Genomic DNA, 18923 nt, shown 5'->3' with positions numbered 1-18923 from the left:
CTTCGCCGAAGCCAAGGGCAACGGCTTCGACACCAAGGTGATGCGCCAGGTGCTCAAGCTCCGCAAGATGGAGCCGCACGACGTGGCGGAGCAGGACGAGCTGGTCGAACTGTACAAGCGCGCCCTGGGCATGCGGACCAGCTGAGTCACGCCGGATGCCGCATGGCGACAATGTGGCATCCGCAAACTCCCACATCATCGTGCGAGAGCAGAGAACCGTGACCCTGCAGCTTCCTCTTCCGCAGCTCTCTCTTCCGCTGAAATCAACCCATGATGACCCGCTTATCGTGGACATTTTTGCCGGATTCGGTGGTGCGTCCCTCGGCATAGCTTGGGCGCTCGGCCGTGAACCGGACATCGCGATCAATCACGATCCGATCGCGATCGGCGTTCATGCCGCGAATCATCCAAGGACCATCCATTATCATTCGGATGTCTGGGAGGTTTGTCCTTACGAGGTGTGTGGCACAAGGCCGGTCGGTCTGCTCTGGGCAAGTCCGGACTGTCGCCATCACAGCCCGGCCAAGGGCGGCAGACCGACGAGCAAGCGCGTGAGGTCCCTGTCTTGGGTTGTCCTGCGCTGGGCCGGCACGGTCCGCCCAACGGTCATTCACCTCGAGAATGTGCCCGAGATCGCCAATTGGGGCCCGCTCTCAGCGCGGCGCGCTGCCAATGGTCGCGTGCAACGCCTTGATGGATCAGTCGCTGCGCCGGGGACGGTGACGTCGCTGTCGGATCAGCATCTTCATGCCGATAAGCGCAGGCGTGGTATCACGTGGCGGCGCTTCGTGCGCGCCCTGCGGGATCTGGGATACGAGGTCGAGTGGCGCGTTCGGCGGGCCTGTGATGTCGGCACCCCGACGATCCGAACACGCCTCTATCTGGTGGCCAGGTGTGACGGAAACCCGATCGTATGGCCGGATCCGACCCACGGCGACCCAGGGTCCGAGGACGTCCAATCGGGCCGGCTCCAGCCATGGCGCACCGCGGCAGACATCATCGACTGGTCACTGCCGTGTCCGTCGATATTCCTCTCGCCTGAAGAGGCCCGAGCTGAAGGATGTCGACGACCACTCAAGCCAGCGACCCTGGAGCGACTCGCAACCGGCCTGTGGCGCTATGTCATCTCGGCCGAGCACCCGTATATCGTTCAGATGGGCCGCCGACGCCGGTCAGCGCCGATTGTGATGCCGATGACCCACTCGGGCAAACGGCGATCGCGACGGATCGATGAGCCCATGCCGACCGACACCACCGCGAATCGTGGTGAACAGGCGCTGGTGGCTGCTTTCATAGCTCAGCACAATCGTGGAGCTGTGGGACAGAATCTGCGCGTCCCAGCGAGCACTGTAACCACACGCGGCACCCAGCAGTATCTGACGGCAGCCTATCTGTCGCACCAGCGCGGCAGTGGTACCGGTAGTGGGCGCCTCGATCGGCCCACAACTGCGGTCACGGCGGGCGGCCAGCATCACGCGCTCGTTCGTGTCGACACGTCGAGCAATGTCGATCGGTCGCATCAGGTGGCAGCCTTCCTCGCCACGTATTATGGCACAGCGATTGGCCAGGAGCTTCGCGCGCCCGTCCAGACCGTCACCACCAAGCCGCGCCAGGCATTGGTCGTGGTCAAGGGACAACCGATCGTCGACATCGGCATGAGGATGCTCACCCCGAGGGAGCGGGCCAGGGCGCAGGGCTTCCCCGACAGCTATATCCTCGATCGGACGGTCGAAGGGAGGCCCGTCAGTCTGACCGACCAGGGACGCCTGATTGGAAACTCGGTCTGTCCGCAGGAGGCAGCGGCGCTCGTGGCCGCGAATTGCGGCCATCTCGCCCGCGGCCGCGGCCGTGGCCAAGTGAATGTCGGGAGGGTCGCATGATCACCATTCACACCGGCGATGCTCTCGACCAGCTACGGGCGATGCCCGACAATTCGGTCCACTGCGTCGTGACAAGTCCGCCCTACTACGGGCTGCGCGACTATGGCGTGGAGGGCCAGATGGGCCTTGAAGCGACGCCGGCCGAATTCGTTGAGCGGTTGGTGACGGTCTTCCGTGAGGTGCGCCGCGTGTTGGCGATCGACGGCACGTTATGGCTCAACATGGGCGACAGCTACGCCACCGGGCGCTCTGGTGCACGCGATGCGAGCCGCTGGCCAAGGCAGTCCCGAAATGACCACAAGCCATTGCTCACTATGAGCTACGATGGCTTGAAACCGAAAGATTTGATAGGCATGCCCTGGCGGGTCGCATTCGCCATGCAGAATGATGGCTGGTGGCTACGGCAGGACATTATTTGGCATAAACCGAACCCAATGCCGGAAAGCGTTAGAGACCGGTGCGCGAAAGCGCATGAGTACATTTTTCTTCTATCGAAATCAGATCGATATTTCTTCGATGCGGATGCAATTCGTGAGCGGGCGACAAGTGACAGACCAGCTGGGAACAAGAAGCATAAATATGTCCACGCGGCGCCAGAGAGTGCGCCAGAGAGTGTCGATCACAGAACGAAGTCAGGGCTACTCGCCTTGTCTGGTACAGCTTGGGCGGAACGCCACCGTCGTAGCGTGTGGACGGTGGCGAGCCAGCCCTTTCATGGTGCGCACTTTGCCGCGTTCCCTCCTCGACTGATCGAGCCATGCATCCAGGCCGGCACGAGCGAGCGCGGGCACTGTCCAGCCTGCGGTGCACGGTGGGTTCGCGAAATGACGAGAACCAACCAGGTGAACCCCTCGGCGCGCGGATCAAAGTTCGACAGCGGCAAAACCTCGAGCAGGAATGGCGGAGACCGCACGCAGGCCGGAGAACGGTTCTTGTCAGCGGCGACGGGGCGCTGGCTACCAACATGCACACACGACCTGGCTCCGGTACCGGATGTCGTGCTGGACCCGTTCGCCGGCGCGGGCACGACGTTGATGGTCGCCGCACAGCATTTCCGGGATGGCGTTGGCATCGAGATTAACCCGGCCTATGCGGAGATGGCTCGTCAGCGGGTGCGGGATGAAGGCGGGCTGGGTCAGTTTTTGGAGGGAGGGAGATGAGCGAGTGCGCGGTGATTTTTGCCGGGCCGCTGGCGTTGGTGCTGACCAGCATAGTCGGTGGAGGCATGATCTATGGGGCCATCGACATTCTGTTGAGCGTCTCGCGGACCAGCTGCAGGTCAGTGTCTGCGGCGGTCAGCAAGGCGTGCCTGACTGGCGGCTTTGCCATCAGTCTTGCGGTGATCGGTGGAGAGATTATCCTGGCCGTAGGCAAGATGGCGGTGGATTTGTCATCCAAAATATAAAGGTCGGGTGATGCAGAATGAGGAAGAAAGACCAGGCCGCATTGGCATTCATGAACGCATGGAAGCCACGGTCCGATTGAAAGACGATGAGGATATTGCAACGATAGAAGCTGAAATATTTCTCAAGAATATTGATAACCAAGAAATATTGAGCTTCTCGTATTTCCCCGTGACGTTCGGATTCACGCATCACAGGTTCGGAATACGAACCTATATGTTCGAAGCCGAATGCAATGTCGAACAATATCATGTGCTGCGGTTCGCCAGCATCGCGAGCTACAGAATCAACCTGGTAGATATCACCAGGAGGGAACGGATGGCCATGAAAGTGGGATCCATAAATGTTGAACGATATAGAGACCTAAAGGCAGGAGAAGACACGCCAGAAATATTCGAGTCTGGCAGAACTGATGTTCTGCTCATTAAACAGCATGGCTGGAAGGATGGGCACGTCGGTAAGCTACCGCCGGTGCCCTGGCTCGCCTGACGCGATGAAAAGAGCCCCGCTGATCGGCGGGGCTCTTTCATTTATGAGAATCCCTAAAACCTAGAACAACGGCATCTGCATCTGCATGGTGTGATGTCCTGCGGTAACCTGCGGAGCATCATTGTCTGGTTTGCGAATTTTTGCCACCACATCGCATGGGGTGGTTGTCTCTTGAGTCTGTTGGCGGCGACGAAGCCGCTGGCGGAACAGCCCTGTGATGTAAGCAGGGGTGTACCACCGCTCATAAACTTCCTGCGATAGGCTGTTGCCAATGACGACAGACGCAGGAATATGCAAGAGAGACAGCTGCACGTATGCCATGTGTGCGGCCAGGCGATCAATATCCCAGGCTTCGACGTAGAAATGCTGCTGATAATTGACACCAGCGCTCTTTATGGCATCAGCCAAGGCGATAATCATGGCGCCGGAGCCACAGGCCGGTTCCTGCGCTGTGAAAAGACCATGCTCGTCGATGTGCGAACGGAGATCTTTTCCTTCGATACAAAATTGGGCAGCCGCGCGGCAGACATGATATGGCGTGAAGAACTGGCCGATAATGGATTTGTGAAGCTCTAGCTCGTGGAAGGTCTCACCCAGGACGTCCCGCGGTGTGTCTTCCAAAGCGATTATCAGTTCCGCCAGGATGCGTGGGAATGCTTCGACGACCTCGGGCGGATAGCGTCGGATGATCTGGAGGTATCGAGATTCCCGCTTATCTCGGTAGTGGACATCGACAGCATTGCTAATGGCGATAGCGGCCAGCTCACAGAAGTCGGCGAAAAGATCTTGTCGCGAGAATCTGTACTGGTTCTCTCGTATCAGCGCGAAGAGTTTCGGAAGATGTGTCATTGGTCAAGCCCAGCCACGACCTGCCCGCGCAGCGAGCCGCTGCGAGCGGTCTATGCTCGATAGGGAAAGGGGGAGGGCGACCATTCACTCGGTCGCCCTAACGGCATCAGCGGCGCGTTGCTTCGCTGCCGGAGCGGAGAAGCGCAGGCACCCAACCTGTGCCGGCGAGGCGCCGTTCGGCCTCCATAGCGAGGTCAGCCTTCTTCATGCCCGACAGGGTGGCGCGGTCGTCTTCGCTGCTGATCTGCCCTGCTTCGCTCAGCGCTTCGAGAACACGCTGTTTCGGGATGCGCCCGAGATAGGTATCAACCGTGGGCGTGAAATGTTCTGCCATCGACAGGCGCAACGTGGCGAGAAGTTGACCTGTCAAACCCGTCCCGGTCACAGCCAGGCTGACGGAGCGTGCAATGGCATGCCCTATGATGCTGTCGAGCGCGAGAGCTGACATGTTTGTCAGATCCGACCACAAAGCGTCATCACCGGTCGGAAGGCTGGCAACGATCGTTGCACAGGCGTCATTGAACCGGGTTGCACGAGCTATCCCGGCTTCGTCAATGATCGGATGCCCTGTGCGTGTGCCGGAACCGGTGTTCTCTGACACTCGGAGATCCGTCGGTGTATTGGTTGACCCAAGACTGGCCGCAGTGTCGGCACGAAGCTGCTTCACCGCCCAGCACGCCAGCAAGACCTTGGCGACATCCGGGTTTTCAGCTAGCGCAACCTGTGCTGCCAGATTGCGATGCCCGAGAAGCGATCGCCGAAGCGCATCGCTCATGTCGGATTTTCGGCCCGAAGTTTGAGTTTCTCGACCACCAATGATCGCATGGCCGTTGCCTGTGGCGTCGGCAATAGCGCGGCGGTCGGCGGGCTTCACCATCCCGCGCTCGACACGCAACTGACCGGCCTCGTGGGCAAGAACGACGCCAGCCATGGCTTTGATATTTGACGGATAACCACGGTTGGCCGTCTCGATGTCGTGAATTTCGGCCTCGATTGCGGCGCACCGGCCCTCGATCAGCACAACTCGGTGCCGTTCGTCCTCCGTGAGGTCGCGAGCATCTGCCTCCGCCGCGTCATGCAGGCCGTCATGCTCAGTCATCAGTGCCTCGGCCTCAGCCTGTAGGAGGCCGATCTGCATGCGTGCATCCTCTGACAGGCACGGTGTGGTTCCGACCCGCCCCAAGCGATAAAAGGCGGTGTAGTCCCAGGTCGGCCAGATTTCGACCCACCCCCAACCCTCCGCGCGCAATTCCGAAGCGGCGCTCTCCAGCTTCTCCGTCACGAGCCGGTCGAGCAACGCTGGATCGGTCAGGATCGCGCTGTTCCCCGTATCGCTGAACAGGTCGCGGCGCACCTGGCCGCCCGCCGCAATATAGGAGGCGGTACCTCCGATGAAAGCGACACGGCAATCCTGGTCAGCATCAATCTCTTGCTCGAGCACTGCGCGCCGCAGTTCAGCAGGACGTGCAGCCCATGAGTGTCCACTACCGAAACGGTCCCAGATTGCAACCTGTTGCGCATGATCGTCAGTGCTGCACAAGGCGATCAGCTGATCGGTCGTCAACTGATCGTTTCGGAACCGCTCAAGGAGTTCCGGCGCGGCTTTCGCGAGCCGCAACCGTCGCTCGACTACAACCGGTGTCACACCGAAAGCATCGGCAATACGATCAATCGTCCATCCCTGACGTGTCAGTCTGAGGAACGCCTCAAATTCGTCAGCCGGATGCATGGGTTCACGCAACGTGTTTTCCGCCAGACTCGCAGCACTGCGGTTGGCGTGGTCAACACAGGTGCATGGCACCAGATACTCAGCCGACAGCTGTCCACGCTTGTGCAGGAGCTGGAGAGCGGCGTATCGCCGCGCACCGCCATCGACTGCATACGTACCGTCCTCGCGCGGATGCACCACGAGGTTCTGGAGAAGGCCCTGCGCGGCAATAGATGAGGCCAGGGCCTCTATGCCCTCCAGGTATCGGGTGGTGGTCCGGCCAGTCTGGCGCACATTGTGGTCAGAAGACACAAGAGCGGACAGAGGAATTTCGGTAATCATCGAATTCATAACGGATAGTCCTCCGTTGAGGGTGGGCGATGCCCGTTTGACAGAGGGTAGAATTATTTAAAAAAGGCAATAATGCAACAACAATCTCAGAATTATTAATGAATAATCAGGAAGAACGGGATCATTTTCATTAAAATGTGATCGTGGAGTCAATTAATATAAGAAGTTCCCAGAGCTGTGGGATGCAAATAGAGTTTCATCCGTACAAATAAAGTATCATCCTTACAAATAAAGTTTCATCCTAAGCCTGTATCCGCTATGTTGAGGTCATCGACACGGTGGATGCAGGCTTTTTGCCTCGGGACGAGCACTGGAAGCGCCTGTTGAAGCGACTCTGGAAGTACCAGTGGCTACGAAATGCGGCGCCGCTGGACGATGAGTTGGAATCGACCATGTACGACCTCACACAAGGGGTCATGGACATCGTCATCAAGTTGTTCGCGCTGGCGCAGATCAGGGCAATAGTGACAGGCGTCGAGTGCATCAAGCCGCTGTTGCTGCGCAGGGTTTTCGAGGACGAGTTCAAACCGGTCCACCCGATGCTGGCGGCTTTGCGAAGTGGCAGGCCCGAACTGATCGCTAAATATGACGATCTGCTGATGCCGGAGATCGAGGGACGTTTGCTGACCCTGAGTCGCTCTCTGGATAACCTCCCCCAACCGAAAGCGCCGGCACTTCCGGCAGACGACAAGGCCAAGCGGCTGGCTTCACTGCTCGAAGAGATGGAAATCCCGAGGGATATTGCCATTCCCATAGCCGATGAATTGGTGGTTGAGTATCCGGATATCCCCCTGGCGGCCCTGATTCATAAGGCCACAGCTTACCTCGCACAGGACGTTCCCAAGAGGCCCAGCGTTTCCCGAGTTAAGCGGACGGAGTGGCGATGTCTAGTCGGCGCCATCCTCACCGGCGTGTTCTGCGTGCCGGAGCTGGGCGGCTACGTCGAAGGCAGAGAGATCATTCCGCAAGTCTGGGCACAGCTAAAGAGCGTGCTGTTCACCTTCGTCTACTGCTTCGCCGTCAGTTGGGTGCTGCTCAAGCTGGTCGACAAGCTGGTCGGTCTGCGCGTCGACGAACAGGCCGAGGACATAGGCCTGGACCTCGCCGAGCACAACGAGACGGCCTACAACCACTAGGGGGTACGCAACGCCGGGTTCTGCCCGGCGTTGCGCTTTGGCGGTTTCGTAGCCCATGGACGGAGCCGCTGCGGAGTGAAGCGCGCACGGCGCGGGTTTCCGCCACGATCAGTACCAGGCGCGGCGCAACGGTAGCCCGGTCGCCGACGAGACGGCTCCAATCGCAGGCGGAGGCTGGGAGCCGCGAGGCGCGAACAAAAAAGGGGGGCGCCGATTCGGCGCCCCCCTTTTTCTACCGCAGTCCCGCTTACAGGGTCTTGGAAACCGAGACCACTAAGGTCGCGTCGCAGTAGTCGTCCTTGCCGACGAAGCCTGCGCATTCGCTGCCGCTCAGGCTGGTGTCGCTGTAGGTCAGGCCGAAGTCGAGGCCGACCAGCGTCTTGCTCAGGCCGATGGACCAGTCGTTGTAGGAATCGTCGTTGCCGAAGGTGGCGTCCTTGAAATCGTACTTGCCGTACTGCAGGGCCAGGCCGACGTCGTAGGGCAGGGCGTACTCATAGGAGACGTAGGAGTAGAGGGTGGTGTCGCTGCCGCCGAAGTCATCGGAATAGGCCGCACCGACCGTGAGGCCGTAGGCGCTCAGGCTGCCGTAGTACTCGCTGAAGTTCAGCGCGCTCTCGCCTGGGTAGTCGTACTTGATCCAGCCCAGGTCGTAGGAAATGTTCTCGGTGATGTCGTTGCCAAAGCCCAGGTAGTAGTCGAACTCCACCGAAGCGTCACCGCCGAAGTCGACGTTGGAAGCCCAGGTGCCAATGTACAGGCCATTTTCATGGGCCACGTCCAGACCGCCCTGGATCGCGCCGTTGCCCTGGGTCTGCGAAATGCCACGGAAGATGTAGTCCGAGGTCAGGCCGACGTTCATGCTGACGTCGAAGTCGCCAACAGGGCTGGAGAGGGTTTCGGCGACGGCGAAGCTGCTGGCGGTCACGGCGATGGCGGCAGCGGTGGCGAGAGTCAGTTTCTTGAGCATGGTGGTATTCCCTAATGGTGGCGCCGGAAATTCAGTAGCCCGGCGGGTAAGTCGGCAACAGCTCGGAAGCAAGCTGAACGGGCTTTGCATATCCCGTGCCACTTCGAGAAATGCGTCTGTTTTCAGCGGCTTAGCTAATTTTTTCAGGGCTTGGAGCCAGCCTCCGTGGCACGCCTGGCATGGTCCTGCACTTTTCTGGAGCGCACTGGCGCGAAGGGTGATGCCAAAGGGCGCACAGGACATCGGCCGTGCCTCGTGACGGTGCGGGCTGCGCGGCGTGGCGGGCGCCATATGGGCAGGCGAGGAGTGCCCCCTTCACCAATCTATCCGAACGCAAGCTGATGGATTGTCTGAATCGCCTCGGCTACGACATCGAAATCAAGGTACGGCCAGCAGCCGAGCCGATCGGGCATCTAACGCTCGCAACCGCTTAATCGGAGCCCTCCTGATGGCAGCCCGCATCACCGACGACGAATGGGACGAACTGACTCCCGAGAATTTCGATACCACGGCACTGCTGCGTGCAGTCGATGCCGTGGACGTGCTGCGCGGCGATTTGAATGACAGCGCAGACGGCGCACCTCCGCAACTGCGCACCGACCTGTTGAAGCTGCATCAACTGGCAATGGCCGCGTTCAACGAGGGATCACGCAGCCGAGTGGCTGAGCTATTTGATCTCGCCGTGGATCTTCAGGATCAGGTTGATCATCTGATGACCTCGCTGGAACAAGTGCAAGAAACCCTGTCCCGGTTGACGGCGCTCTACCCAGAAAGCCTGTCCTGAATGTTCTTGGAGACAACCACATCATGAGCCGCAGCCGCCGCAAAACGCCCAGGCGTCGCTGCGCATGGAGCAAGCGCTGTGGCCGGAAGAATATGCGCGGATGACCCGCGAGGTCGAGGAAGCTCTCCGAGAGGCCGACGACCCCAACGCCAAGTCGTACACCCACGAAGAAGTCATGCGGGCGATGCAGGAACTCATCGACCAAGCGCGAGACAAGCCATGTTGATCGGCTGACGGAAATTTCTGGGTTTCCGGCTTACAACCCCTCAACGAAGGATTTCGCATGATCCGTTTTTTTTTTGGCGATCACGCTCGGCCTGATGGTTGGCTGCTCGTCGAGTTCAAGTGCGATCTGATCAGTGAGCGGTAGCGCAAGTGGATCGCCTCACGCCAAGCNGCGTTGTTGCCGGCGNCCGGAAGAAAGCCTTGAACTAGTAGCGGAAAGGATGAAACTTTATTTTTACGATTCTCAGCATTTTCCAAGGTTGAGCGAAAATTAGGATGATACTTTAATGATTCCGGCCTCCATCCCCACAAAACGCTTGCAGATGGCAGAATTGAAATAAGTCATTGTTTTAAATGGATTTTTGCAGGAATTGCTACGTTGCAGGGTCCTGTAGTTAGGATGACACTTTATTTTCCTCCCACAAGAGCCGCCGAGTTTTAATATTGATTTCCTGTGCCTCTGAATCGGCACTGCCTGGGATCGAATAGCTCCGCTACACGATTGACAGGGCTGCCTAGGGTGTGAACATAAGAAGAACAAAAAGAGAGGCCTTCATATGCCACTGCCCGATCTCGCTCACTATCGACGACATAACGCAGACTTCATCGCACATTGCATCCAGTGCGGTCACAAAGCCGTCCTGAACCGCGAGAGGCTCATTGATCGTCTTGGACCCAAATTTGTAGTCAGGAACCTTTCAACCAGACTGCGATGCAGCAAGTGTGGAGCGAGGAGCATCGAGGCGCAGGTTCTGTGGCCCGACCTGGTTGCGCGCCGCTATTTTCTCACGCGTGAGGGCATCGACGACGCCTGAGCGAGAAGGTTACAAATTTGGGGTGAACACGGAAAAAAGCGCTGATCACCCGGGCGGGATGTTTGTTTGGCCGCCCGGGCGTGATATTCTTTAAGAAACGACAACTTCAACGCCCGATAGCAGGTGGCCAATGTCGCTCAAGGAAATCACCCAGTCGCGCAAAGACCTTCTCTATATTGACCCCACAAAAATCAATATCAAACCGGGCTGGAACGTTCGGGCAGACACGGAGGATCTGCGCGACCATATTGAAAAGCTCGCAGAGAGCATTCGTGAGGTCGGCGTACGGGTGCCGCTCACCATCGCGATGGAAGACGGCAAGGCGTACATTACTGACGGGCACTGCCGCTATGCGGCATGCATGTTGTTGATCCAGCGCGGGTTCGAAGATCTGAAGGCGGTACCGGTCATCGTCGAAGACCGGTACGCTTCGGAAGGCGACCGAGTCGCCTCCATGATAGTCCGCAACAGCGGAAAGCCCCTCACGCCGATCGAGAAGGCGGAGGTCTATAAAAGGCTGCACAATCTGGGATGGGAGCCCGTGCAGATCGCGGCGAAGTGCACTGTGAGCCTCTCGCACGTCCTTCAGCTCCTCGAGTTGTCGGCTGCCCCCGAGGCGGTCAAGCAGCTCGTGACTGCCAAACAAGTCTCGGCCACCGAGGCAGTCAAGGCCGTGAAGGCCTATGGTAGCGGAGCCACAGAGGAACTCCAGAAGGCGATCGCTGCCGAGGAACCGGCCAGCGTCGGTGAGCAGGCCGACCAGGCCTCACAGAAGAAGAGGACGGTTCGGAAAGGGATCACGATCGATCCCGTCAAACGAAAGCAAAAAGCGGCGGTCGAATTATATGAAGCCCTTTCGGCTGCGCTGGATGAATGGGAAACCACCAATCCGGAGGTGGTCGCCGATGAGGCGCCGCGCTGGGTGAACCTGGCCCGAGAAGCGCTCCATAAAGTTGATGGCGGCCACTCGAACAAGCAGATGCACTGAGTAGTCGGGCCGGGATTAAACCCGGCCTTCTTTTTTGCGGGTGTCGCATGAAGGACGAAATCGACGCGTTCATTTCTGAATATGTCATGACGAAAACATCCATCGAAATGAAGTTATTCGAGAATGCTAAATATGCGGTGGTGAGGCGTCTATTATTTCATTGGACAATTGTTTACGGTCAGTTGTTCGATGAGGTCGGTTACGACCAGCGGTGGTGCTATGAAACGGAACAAGGAGCGCTCGCCGCACTTAGAGCCCGTCCGGAAGGTTATTGAATCCGGTGAATCCGTTGTGATTCTATGCCGCGCCAGAGGAAATGGGAGCGGACAGAATGTGGACGACGGAACCCCGCCGGATTTATGAACGGCCGGGCCTGAGATATCCGAGCGACCTGACGGATGAAGAATGGGCGCTGGTCGAACCGCTGATCCCGCCCGCGAAGCGCGGCGGCCGACAGCGCACGGTCGATGTCCGCGAGGTTCTGAACGGCGTGTTCTATGTGCTGATGACTGGCTGCCAATGGCGGGCTCTGCCCAAGGATCTGCCGCCGCGGAGCACGGTGCATGAATATCTGGGTCTGTGGGAATGGGATGGCACGCTGGCGCGGATCCACCATGCCCTGTTCGTGGATGTTCGCGAGCTGGCCGGGAAAGAGGCCGGACCGAGCGCCGCAATCATCGACAGCCAGAGCGTCAAAAGCGCGGAAAAAGGGGGGCGCGGATCGATCCGTCGGGCTATGACGCGGGCAAAAAGGTCAAAGGNAAGAAGCGGCANATCGTCGTCGACACGCTCGGCATGATGCTGGAAGCGCAGATCCAGCCTGCCGACATCCAGGATCGGGACGGNGCGTTGCCGGTGCTGAAAGAGGTCCGCCGCCTGTTNCCGTTCATCGAGCGCATCTTCGCCGATGGTGGCTACCAGGGGGCCGCCACGGCTGCCGCCGTGCGTGAACTCGGNGTCTGGCACCTGGANATCGTCAAGCGTTCNGATACCGCNAAGGGCTTCCAGGTTCTGCCCAAACGCTGGATCGTCGAACGGACCTTCGGATGGCTNGGCCGCTGCCGCAGGCTGGCCAAAGACTTCGAGAACCTCTCACGGATGGCTTTGGCATTCCTCCGCCTCGCNATGATCCGGATCATGATGCGNAGAATCGCAAGGAGCCGGAAATCATAGATAACTTCTCGGACGGACTCTNAGAAGCATGACCATGAAAATGGTCATGCGATCCGCCCCGAGCACCGGCAGAAGCAGCGACAGCACCACCCAGATGATCGGAACATGAAGAATGTAGAGTGAATAGGAGGCCGCCCCCACGGCCGCGGCGGCCGGCAGCGACAGTACGGCCTCAACACGGCGTGCAAACGATTCGCCGCCCATGCCTTCCGGCCATGTTATGGCAGCAAGAAAAGCGACCCCGATGACGACGGCCGGGGACATCAGCAGGCCGGCGCAGACCGCGCCGACGGCCAGCATGATGCGGAACATCCGTGGCGAGGCTCGCCCCCCTGCCAGCGGCTGGAAATAAAACAGATACGCGCCGATCCCCAGAATGAAATGCGGCAGACGCTGGAGGATAAAGGACGGCTTCCCGAAGTCGAGACCAGACGCGACGATCAACCAGAAAGCCCCGTAGGCCAAAAGAAAAGCCACAACGAATGCCCGAAAACCACGAATTCGCGCAATGACAAAGGGGGCAATCAGGTAGAACTGCCATTCCAGCGAAATGCTCCACGCCGGGCTCAACAATGCAAGCGACGACCCCGGAAGTACGGCGTCGGGCAAGGCCCCATGGAGCAGTGTCAGATGGACCAGAACATGGGTGAGGAGAGCGTCATCGACCTCGCCCTGCCGGAGCTGCTGAGACTGCATGAACGGCGCAAGCGGACTGTCGAAAATGATGTGACGATAGATGTCCATCAATCCGATGGCCGCAACGAGCGCAACCAGATAGATCGGATAGAGCCGCATGAAGCGCCTGAAAATGAACGCTCCATAAGGCTCTCGCTTTGATGCGACGAGGTGGGCGATCACAAAGCCGCTGATGAGGATAAAAACGTCGACAGGCACGGCAGGACGAAGCTGATTGGCGAAGGGCATGCCGGCAAACGCCGCAATATGGAAGAACATGACCCAGCAGGCCATGACCCCGCGCAACCCTTCGAATGCAACGATGCGTCCTATAGCCCGGCCCCTCCGGTTCAGAGCAATCCCGATCAGGCAGGACCCCCTGATCTGATCGAGGCGCTCACAACCTGGTGGTTCGACGAGTTTTTTTCAGGCCCAAGCAGACGATGCTCTGCGTCGGCCCCGTGCCGACGGCAATCTTCCGCAAGATTACCCGGTCAACCGGCCACGGACTTCACCGGCTGAAATGCGTCCGAGATGCCCGAAGCCGCTGTCCATCACTTTTGATCCGTGGATCATGTCTCCCACCCGGGAGCGGGAGACATGTCCCATGCGGGTACCAGACCGGTCAGGCAGCCTTGCCCACCTTAAAATCACGCGCCGGCCGGAGGGGGTTGATGCCCCAGCCGGCTTCCGTCACGATCCTCTCAATATCGGCAGGCAGCTGATAGGTCCCGGCACTGTTCTGCTGGTTCTGCCGATCGACGGTGATCGCAACATGCTCTTCGGTGAAGCGGTTGGGCCGCCCCAGCGTAAAGAACATCGACAGCTTGTCGGGACGGCCATTGATCTTACGCAGGGCCCCGAAAACCTTCGAGCGCAACACCTGAGACGGAATCGCCTCGCGGAGTACTTTCGCAGGCTTGCTCATATCTTCACCCTTATGGGTGATTCGGCAATCGAACATCACGGCGTCACCGACCTTCGGAGAAAAGGCCTTTATCTCGCCCTCATGGCGCGGGATCAGATGCGACCCGCGGCGAATGTAGAACGCCGGATTGTCTTCTGCATGATCCTGCATATAAAAAGCGATCTTGTAGACCCCATAGGTTTCACCGTCCGGGTCACGGGCGAAATCATCATGCCCGCATGCATCCTTATGCCAGCCAGTGAATTTGTTGAAATGGATATCCGAGTGATGGCAATAGACGAGCGGCTCTCCGACAAGATAGCGGAATGCCTCGACGATCCGGGGATGATCAAGCACCCACCGCAATTCAGGAACGCGCGTGAAGGCATCCGGCTGCGTCATCCCGCAGTCATAATACACACGCTGACGCTCAAAGTATTCAAAGGTGGCCTTCCGCATCCGCTCCACATCGGCCTGCGGCAACAGACCCGGCAGATGAACGCATCCGTCTTCGTGAAGCGTGCGACGCATCTCTTCCGTCAACACCATGACGACTTATCCTTTTCTCCAGAGAGATCTATCGACAGACTCACACGTCTCTCGACCACCCTGCACATCAGTCCCGGTTCCGACGGGTATAGATCTGTCGCCCCTGGATCGGCGTGATCGATAATTATCAAGCTGCGCAACCAGCATTCGTGACATCCGACACCCGTCAAACACGGCAACGCCGCGTCCTCTTCAGGGTGCCGCACGTCGGAGCGTCTTGCGCGCCATCATACAGACTCTCGCTGCGGCGCAAAAGGGCTCTGCCCGGGGTGCATCAACTCCCCTTGGCTCCCCCCCCCGTTCTGAGGATTCGCGCCATCAGCAGATTGCCCGCGACGGCCTGCAGCAGAGCGCCGACGGCGGCACCGACCATCAGGCCAAGATCACCATATTCACGCGCCAGGAGCCAGCTCGCAAACAGCGTGACGATCGCAGCCAGTACCATGACTGTGGCCAGTGTCTTGGTTCGTTTGTGGCTGGTTGCCAGCCAGAATGCCCGCAGAAACACGATCTGAAGGAGCGAAAACGCCGCCGCAGCCAGCACGAGGCCCGTATCGATGTGATAGCCGGGCGGCAGCAGGCCGTCCTGGACGCGCTGCAGCCCGAAGACCGCCATGTAGACAAGCAGAACCAGAGCGAACGAGACGAACACGGTCCTGTCGATCAACCGGCGTGACCGGTCCTCCGCGCCATCGACATGGCTCTTCATGATGTCGATCCGCATTGTCTCGAACAGCACCATCGCAACCAGATTGGCCGCCATGGCGACGTAACTCATGAGAGTGTAGCCCGCCAGAGCAGCCACCGGCATCGTCAGGGTACCGATCCAACGCCCCGATTGCCCGTTTACCCAGGTCACGACGTTCTGGACCATTGTTCCCGAGCCATAGGATACGGCCGGCCGCCATGCGGCAACTTCCCATATGCCTCCTTTCAGATAAGGCCGAGCCGCGATGCTCGCAACCACGACAGTGGCCAAGTTCGTGGCCAGATAGGCCACAACTGCTGCAACTAACTTGTCATCGAAGGCAGGTGAGATCGCAGCATAGGAAGCCAGCAATCCGAAGCCGAGCATTGTCGACACCGTCGCAAACAGGGCAGGTCGGTCCACGAGCCGAAAGAGCAGCCCGTAGAACTGCACCACGACCGCCGACGCAATGGAAGCACCGAGCAGAGCGATCAACAGGGGCTGCCCGAGTGTCAGCGGATCGGCAGGCCCGACCAGCCACAGAGCGGCACCAAGAACCAGGACTCCCCCAACAACAAACGCCATCCCCCAGAACAGCAGGCTGATCATCAGAGATGCCCGGCCTGTCTGATCATTACGATCAAAGAACAGCCGACCTCCCGCCATGTGAACATTAAGACTAAGCAGCGGAACAAGAATAAAATTTGCTGCTGTAAACAGACCATAACGCGCGAATTCGTCTGCCGACATTGATCCGATCAACAGAGGGAGCAACAGAAATTGCCCCCCTTTCTGAAGCAGAGTGCCGACAGTATAAAAAATAAACCGCTGCAGGCGTGCGCGTCGGCCGCTCATCGCATCGCTCCTTCAGGCTGGCCGATTGAAACGATCTCCACACCGGCCCCAGACAGGAGATGCTCCACACTGTGGTCGCCATGATAGGCCGCCTCACAATAAAAATCGGCCCCCACATCTACGCAATGAAGATCCGGGCGCAAGAGTTTCAATGTTACGAGCGCTGTACAGCATGTTCCAGCCACAGTGGCCGCAGGAATTTCAGGTGCAAGCTCCTCCATACTGACATTTATATTCCATGTCTCATGAGGCGGAAGCATATCCTCCAATGCTCCCGGAGCAACATGTGGATGATGCTTTACAATAATGCGCGTAAATTTCTGTTGTTCAACCCATCGAACAAAAGCTCGGGCTACGTGAAGATAGGCCTCGTGATCCATCCACTGCCAAAGGCCGGTATGGACAATGATGAGGGTTTGCGGATCGGGAGCCACTGAGGGCGAGACTGGCTGCCACGCGATCAGATCAATTTTTTCCGCGGGAGCCTTCAAGCCGATATCGGTAAACGAAACCACTCGCCGAATACCTGGCTCGAAGGCTCCCGACAAATGTTCCACCGGTGCACGCCATTGGAGGCCGAGCAACCGCGCGAGCACCGGCTTGGCAAGCCAGCGCCAGCGGGCGCGATTCCGGCGCGTGATCTCCTGGAAATTAAAAATTCCCTCTACCACAAGAACCACTTCAATATCACGACGAGTACTCGCCATGAGTAGAAGATGATTCGTGAGAAGGTTTTCAATGTTCACAAGATAAATTCGCTCCAGCTTGGGCGCCCGGACCGCATTCTTTATTAGTCGAGCTGCAGATCTGTAAAAGGATATAAATGGCCATTGCCCCAGCAACGTTTGTCTGGGCTTGGCCGGATAGGGAAGATGCTGCTGAAAACAATCGAGCCAAGGATCATCCAGTTTTCTAGCCGAAATCACCAGCACGTCTTCGGGTTTAAGTCCGTCCTTCTCCAGGGCGCAGGCCAGCATGCGAACCGATATCGCATTGTTGACAACGGCGAGCGCTTTAAAGGCGCCCTCACGTTCCACTCGGCTCATCCCCGTGCTCCACAACTCGCACTGCCGCAATACCAGATGACTGGCGCGTTATCCCATCCGTTCGCACCACTTTAAGGAGGTCAAGCAGGTTCACTTTACTCCTTTGTGCCCAGGACACACTATACATGATAATAACAGCCCACATTATGAAATAAAATGGCTCATTGATGGTTGTATAGAACATTGAACTCAGGAATATTCCTGCGACAAATCCAGCGGTATGAATATTCAAATAGAATATCGCGCTGAGAAATATATAAAACACGAACATCATGATCATAGAGAAGAAAAAGATATTCATTTCAATGAATATTGTAGCCCAGACCGAGTGAACAGGTAGGTAAGAACCGGTCGCGTGAGAAAAGTTGCCCTTGTAGCGAGTAAGGTACTGCAGCAGGCCGTTATCCCTGATCTCGATCTGGAAATTTCCCAGGCCAACCCCCCAGATAAAATTCGAGATGCTTTCGAACTTGGAGGTCAAGGCAAGCTTGATGAGTAGGATGTGGGATTCAAAGGCCGCATCCGCGCCGTTCTCCGCCAAGCGCGTGATGCGTCGCACAGTCGCATTTTCAATCACCATCGGAATAATGATAAACGCGATAAAAACTGCCAGACAGAAATAGACCATGAAAGAAATACGGCCCGTCAATATTCGTCGCCGGGGCCCCCGAATTTTAACACTGACAGCAGCATCTATCATGAAATAAAAAACAAAAACCACGAGCGGAAGAAAAAACACAATCAAGCGCGAGAACGTTGAGCTCGACAGAATAAGAGTGATGACAAGTGCGAAGAGCATATGGATCGAATGTAATACAACGCGCCCCCCTCCCGCACGGCCGCCGACAACATCATGTCTCAAATTGTCCGCAAAGAGTGCGGTCATGTATATATAAAACCCAAGAAAAATGGTGTAGTGTGACTTATCGTCAAAAAAGAAAGAATATCCAAAACCACCGTAAGACTTCACTCCACCGGGAAGGTAGATCAGAACATAATAGACAAGGGATGAATACATAACAAAATTGACAGCAGCATAGACCGACACAATCAGGCTGCGCATAGGATATGTCGAACTGAGCGCCATCCTGACGACCACCGCCAAAAACAGCACGGCGGAAAAATAATAAAAATTAAATACGGCCGAGTACATGCCGGACATCATAATCGCCGACACAATAAATGACACCAATGACATCCCCAAAAAGAGACGACACGGCAATTTCGCGTAAGAGTTATAATAGAAAAACACCATGAGAGGGCCAACAATACAAAACAAGCCGACAGTTACCGGTGCTTTGGTCGTAATCGCACCGGAGAAGGCGTTAATCACGATAACTGACGTGAAAATTACCATAAAAAGGTAATGAAAAAACTTTTCTGCGCAAGTGTTTCTTGGGAGTGGCGAGACGGTAAACATGGCGTTTTCCCT

17 protein-coding genes and 3 pseudogenes are annotated in these 18923 nt (G+C 57.6%); 12 read left to right on the top strand and 8 right to left on the bottom strand.

The window, feature by feature from the left end:
• From CMO28_RS00850 to CMO28_RS00830, 5 genes are all read left to right on the top strand, one after another.
• Positions 1 to 145 (top strand): DUF2312 domain-containing protein (locus tag CMO28_RS00850; protein ID WP_296708200.1); only part of this gene is annotated, 145 nt, incomplete at its 5' end.
• A 73-nt stretch (positions 146 to 218) separates the two neighbouring features.
• Positions 219 to 1880: a DNA cytosine methyltransferase gene (locus CMO28_RS00845; protein ID WP_296708195.1), complete on the top strand. Its 1662-nt coding sequence runs from the start codon at positions 219 to 221 to the stop codon at positions 1878 to 1880.
• Positions 1877 to 3040, top strand: a complete 1164-nt coding sequence (locus tag CMO28_RS00840) for a DNA-methyltransferase (RefSeq protein ID WP_296708192.1) — start codon at positions 1877 to 1879, stop codon at positions 3038 to 3040. The genes CMO28_RS00845 and CMO28_RS00840 overlap by 4 nt, the downstream gene beginning before the upstream one ends.
• Positions 3037 to 3285 (top strand): hypothetical protein, encoded by a 249-nt coding sequence (locus CMO28_RS00835; RefSeq protein ID WP_296708189.1) that lies wholly within the window; start codon positions 3037 to 3039, stop codon positions 3283 to 3285. The genes CMO28_RS00840 and CMO28_RS00835 overlap by 4 nt, the downstream gene beginning before the upstream one ends.
• 10 nt (positions 3286 to 3295) lie before the next feature.
• The gene (locus CMO28_RS00830) at positions 3296 to 3772 is read left to right on the top strand and encodes a hypothetical protein (RefSeq protein ID WP_296708187.1); all 477 of its coding nucleotides are present in this window, start codon (positions 3296 to 3298) and stop codon (positions 3770 to 3772) included.
• Positions 3773 to 3832: 60 nt separating this feature from the next.
• On the opposite strand, the gene CMO28_RS00825 is transcribed toward CMO28_RS00830, so the two are convergent.
• Together CMO28_RS00825 and CMO28_RS00820 are read right to left on the bottom strand one after the other, a co-directional pair.
• Entirely contained in the window at positions 3833 to 4621 is a 789-nt protein-coding gene (locus CMO28_RS00825; RefSeq protein ID WP_296708182.1) for an N-6 DNA methylase, read from the bottom strand.
• 106 nt (positions 4622 to 4727) lie between these two features.
• Entirely contained in the window at positions 4728 to 6680 is a 1953-nt protein-coding gene (locus tag CMO28_RS00820; RefSeq protein ID WP_296708179.1) for a ParB/RepB/Spo0J family partition protein, read from the bottom strand.
• 887 nt (positions 6681 to 7567) lie between these two features.
• On the opposite strand from CMO28_RS00820, the pseudogene CMO28_RS29825 reads away from it, so the two are divergent.
• A pseudogene (locus tag CMO28_RS29825) lies at positions 7568 to 7816 on the top strand (ammonia channel protein); the annotation flags it as partial.
• Between the two features lie 247 nt (positions 7817 to 8063).
• On the opposite strand, the gene CMO28_RS00810 reads toward CMO28_RS29825, so the two are convergent.
• Entirely contained in the window at positions 8064 to 8786 is a 723-nt protein-coding gene (locus CMO28_RS00810; protein ID WP_289715743.1) for a TorF family putative porin, read from the bottom strand.
• 314 nt (positions 8787 to 9100) lie between these two features.
• Here CMO28_RS00810 and CMO28_RS29820 point away from each other — a divergent pair.
• The 6 genes and pseudogenes from CMO28_RS29820 to CMO28_RS00785 form a co-directional block, all read left to right on the top strand.
• Positions 9101 to 9220, top strand: a pseudogene (locus CMO28_RS29820) (XRE family transcriptional regulator); the annotation flags it as partial.
• 14 nt (positions 9221 to 9234) lie between these two features.
• On the top strand, positions 9235 to 9570 hold the full coding sequence (locus CMO28_RS00805; RefSeq protein ID WP_000741275.1) for a hypothetical protein: 336 nt from the start codon (positions 9235 to 9237) through the stop codon (positions 9568 to 9570).
• 64 nt (positions 9571 to 9634) lie between these two features.
• Positions 9635 to 9796 (top strand): hypothetical protein, encoded by a 162-nt coding sequence (locus CMO28_RS00800; RefSeq protein WP_296708168.1) that lies wholly within the window; start codon positions 9635 to 9637, stop codon positions 9794 to 9796.
• Between the two features lie 944 nt (positions 9797 to 10740).
• On the top strand, positions 10741 to 11598 hold the full coding sequence (locus CMO28_RS00795; protein WP_296708166.1) for a ParB/RepB/Spo0J family partition protein: 858 nt from the start codon (positions 10741 to 10743) through the stop codon (positions 11596 to 11598).
• A gap of 47 nt (positions 11599 to 11645) precedes the next feature.
• Positions 11646 to 11873 (top strand): hypothetical protein, encoded by a 228-nt coding sequence (locus tag CMO28_RS00790; RefSeq protein WP_296708163.1) that lies wholly within the window; start codon positions 11646 to 11648, stop codon positions 11871 to 11873.
• Between the two features lie 41 nt (positions 11874 to 11914).
• Positions 11915 to 12771, top strand: a pseudogene (locus CMO28_RS00785) (IS5 family transposase).
• Here CMO28_RS00785 and CMO28_RS00780 read toward each other — a convergent pair.
• The 5 genes from CMO28_RS00780 to CMO28_RS00760 all read right to left on the bottom strand — a co-directional run bounded on the left by CMO28_RS00780 (position 12766) and on the right by CMO28_RS00760 (position 18911).
• Positions 12766 to 13770 carry an acyltransferase gene (locus CMO28_RS00780; RefSeq protein WP_323755047.1) on the bottom strand — a complete coding sequence of 335 codons (1005 nt, stop codon included), beginning with the start codon at positions 13768 to 13770 and terminating at the stop codon, positions 12766 to 12768. The pseudogene CMO28_RS00785 and the gene CMO28_RS00780 sit on opposite strands and share 6 nt — an antisense overlap.
• A 301-nt stretch (positions 13771 to 14071) precedes the next feature.
• Positions 14072 to 14902, bottom strand: a complete 831-nt coding sequence (locus tag CMO28_RS00775) for a phytanoyl-CoA dioxygenase family protein (protein ID WP_296708156.1) — start codon at positions 14900 to 14902, stop codon at positions 14072 to 14074.
• A 274-nt stretch (positions 14903 to 15176) separates the two neighbouring features.
• Positions 15177 to 16445 carry a lipopolysaccharide biosynthesis protein gene (locus CMO28_RS00770; protein ID WP_296708154.1) on the bottom strand — a complete coding sequence of 423 codons (1269 nt, stop codon included), beginning with the start codon at positions 16443 to 16445 and terminating at the stop codon, positions 15177 to 15179.
• Entirely contained in the window at positions 16442 to 17491 is a 1050-nt protein-coding gene (locus CMO28_RS00765; protein ID WP_296708152.1) for a hypothetical protein, read from the bottom strand. Before CMO28_RS00765 ends, CMO28_RS00770 begins: the two co-directional genes overlap by 4 nt.
• Positions 17472 to 18911 (bottom strand): hypothetical protein, encoded by a 1440-nt coding sequence (locus CMO28_RS00760; RefSeq protein WP_296708151.1) that lies wholly within the window; start codon positions 18909 to 18911, stop codon positions 17472 to 17474. The genes CMO28_RS00765 and CMO28_RS00760 overlap by 20 nt, the downstream gene beginning before the upstream one ends.
• Positions 18912 to 18923 lie beyond the last annotated feature (12 nt).

Source organism: Tistrella sp. (assembly GCF_002684955.1).
In the GTDB taxonomy this organism is placed as follows: Bacteria; Pseudomonadota; Alphaproteobacteria; order Tistrellales; family Tistrellaceae; genus Tistrella; species Tistrella mobilis.
Note: the sequence above shows the minus strand (reverse complement) of the source record. Positions and strands in the feature narration are given on the sequence as shown.